Source organism: uncultured Mobiluncus sp. (assembly GCF_947254095.1).
GTDB lineage: Bacteria > Actinomycetota > Actinomycetes > Actinomycetales > Actinomycetaceae > Mobiluncus.
This window is the reverse complement of sequence record NZ_CAMYBV010000056.1, coordinates 1-2,676: the sequence shown is the minus strand read 5'-3', so window position 1 is coordinate 2,676 and position 2,676 is coordinate 1. Positions and strand designations below refer to the sequence as shown.

Genomic DNA, 2,676 nt, shown 5'->3' with positions numbered 1-2,676 from the left:
ACCCAGTGTTTACCCGCAACAAAGTTTTTACCGAGCGTACTCCGGGAGGTTACCCAACTATGCCCGGCTACCAGGTCGGCGGCGGGGCGACCCAAACCTATCCCGGCGACGCTCCTCACGTGAGCTACGCGCCGGAACAACCCCAGCAGTTCCCCACCCCGCAAGGCCAAGAACAGTACGGCACGGTCTCTGCCAGCCGTCCCGTCACTATGGACGACGTTTTGATTAAGACGGTGCTGACTTTCGGGACTCTCCTGCTTTTCGGAGCAGGGGCTTGGATGTTGACCGCATCCAATCCGGGTCTGGGCATGAACGTGGCGTTTACCTCGATGATTGTGGCCTTGGTGTTGGGGCTGGTGAACTCCTTTAAGCGTCGTCCTTCCCCGGTTCTGATTTTGGGTTACGCCGCTTTTGAAGGTCTCATGCTGGGCGGTATTTCCAGCTTGTTCGCCGCACTTTATGACGGCGTGGTGATGAAAGCTATCGCGGCGACCCTGGTTACCACCCTGGTGATGCTGGTGCTGTTCAAGACCAAGGTGGTACGCAACTCCCCGACTTTGATGCGGGTCGTCATGGTCGGTATGTTCTCGATTTTTGTGTTCTACCTGGGCAACCTGGTGGTCAGCCTCATCAACCCGGCTTGGTCTTTCTACGGTCCGAATGCCCCGACTATCGGTGGCTTCCCCCTGTGGATTATCGTCAGCCTCATCGCGATCGGTTTAGCGGCGTTTTCGCTGGTCACGGACTTTGACTACATTGTTACTGCGGTTGATAACGGGGCGCCCCAGGAGACCGCCTGGACGGCCGCTTTTGGCTTGATGGTGACCTTGGTCTGGCTATATATTGAGTTCCTGCGGATTTTTGCCTACTTTGCGTCCGATAACTAGGTTCGTGTCCCGAAGCTTCCGAAGTTCCCGAAGTTTCCGGCTCGGGCACGAAGCGGTTTCGCGTTTCCCGCGGGGAGGGTTCTCCTCGCCCGCCCTCAGAAGCTAGACTTAGAGAAAACGACTCACGGAATCGAGAGTAATGACTGTCAACATTCGCCCACCTGAGATTCAGGATGCCGCCGGCATGGGGGTGGCTCACGCCCGTATGTGGTTGGCGAACTATGGCGAATTTATTGACGAAAAATACCGTTACCGCTTTGACGAGCCAACTTTGGTCGGTCAATGGCACAACCTGTTGACCTCGGATCCGGCAGGCCGCCGCATCGCTATTGCGGTCGAACACGGTCGGGTAGTCGGTATCGCTATGACGGTGCAGACGGTACGCAACGAGCATGTGGCCCCGCCCGCTCGGGAACGGGAAGTGTCCATGCACTACCTAATGCCTGAATATCAGGGGCAAGGCTTGGGGCGGCGCTTGTTGGAGTACGTGGTCGGACCGCAGGAGCCAGCCCAAATGTGGCTACCTTCGGGGTATCCGGGAGAAAAACAGGCCCACCGGTTTTATCGCCGGGCCGGGTTCCTCTCGGACGGGGCGATGACCGGCCGTGAGGTCAACTACGGGCTGACCTTGAACCGGATGGTGCGCTGAAAATTTTTCTTTTCCCCAGGCCCCCGCTCGCCCCGCCGCGACGTTCCTGGTAGGACCGCGACAAGACTGTGAAAACCTCAGAAAACAAACAACCGAAAACGGAAGTGCGATGGAGAAAAAACCGTTATTGAACGCCGGAGCCGAATTCAGACGCGGGTGGTGGCGCGAGGTCATTTCCCGGCGGGACATGCAAAGTCGGGTTCCGGACTTCGACGGACTGGAACCGACCGCTCCGCCCGAGGTGGAAAACGGCCCGAACTCAGCTTATGCAGTATCGTGGCGGATTCGGGTGGCGGCCAGTTGGGCGTGGCGTTTCCTGGTTATCGTCACGGCGCTGGGACTGATTCTGTACGGAATTACAAAAGTTTCTATCATCTTCGTTCCCCTCGCGGTGGCGTTGCTGTTGACGCTGCTGCTGGAGCCGATGCATTTCCGGCTGCAAAAGTGGCATGTTCCCAAGACCCTGTCCGCGGTCATTTCCCTGGTGGTGGGTGTAGGGCTGGTTGTGGCGATGATTTGGATTGCAACCTCCCAGCTGGCTCACGGTGCGCCAGCCCTGTTGGCAAAAGCCGGAGGTGGCTTCGATAAGGCTTTGGCCTGGTTGAGCGAAGGCCCTCTGGCATTGGATCAGGCGCAAATCGATAAATATATTAACGAGTTGACCACCCAGCTCACCGCTTTTGCCACCAAGTATTCTTCCTCGATTGCGTCCTCGGCGCTGTCGGTGACTTCCTCGGTCGCCAGCGTGGTCACCACCATCTTAATTTCTCTGTTCTGCCTGTTCTTTTTCCTCAAGGACGGTCGCCAGATTTGGATTTGGTTGATTCGGATGCTGCCGGTTCCTGCCCGCGAGCCGGTTCACGAAGCGGCGATTCGCGGCTGGACCACGCTGAATGGCTACATTAGGGCGCAGGCGCTGGTGGCTCTGGTGGACTCGGTATTTATTTCCATCGGGGCGGCGGTTCTGGGCGCGGGGTCGATGACTATCCCGCTGGCTTTGCTCATTTTCATAGGTTCCTTTATTCCGATTGTTGGTGCGGTCACTACCGGGGCTATCGCCGTGCTGATTTTGCTGTTGGATAAAGGTTTCATGGCGGCCGTCATCATGCTGATTGTGATTTTGGCGGTGCAACAGATTGA

At 57.4% G+C, this 2,676-nt stretch carries 3 protein-coding genes; all 3 read left to right on the top strand.

Annotated features, from left to right (window positions below):
* Window positions 1-887 (top strand): Bax inhibitor-1/YccA family protein (locus Q0X47_RS08630; protein WP_297725091.1); only part of this gene is annotated, 887 nt, incomplete at its 5' end.
* A 139-nt stretch (window positions 888-1,026) separates the two neighbouring features.
* A complete protein-coding gene (locus Q0X47_RS08625) occupies window positions 1,027-1,536 on the top strand; it encodes a GNAT family N-acetyltransferase (RefSeq protein WP_297725088.1) in 510 nt (169 codons plus the stop codon).
* A gap of 109 nt (window positions 1,537-1,645) precedes the next feature.
* Window positions 1,646-2,676, top strand: a 1,031-nt coding sequence (locus tag Q0X47_RS08620; protein ID WP_297725086.1) for an AI-2E family transporter, incomplete at its 3' end; no start/stop codon positions are given.

Excerpts from the sequence above, each read along its gene's own strand:
- Q0X47_RS08625 (WP_297725088.1), top strand. The coding sequence starts at position 1,027 with ATGACTGTCAACATTCGCCCACCTGAGATTCAGGATGCCGCCGGCATG.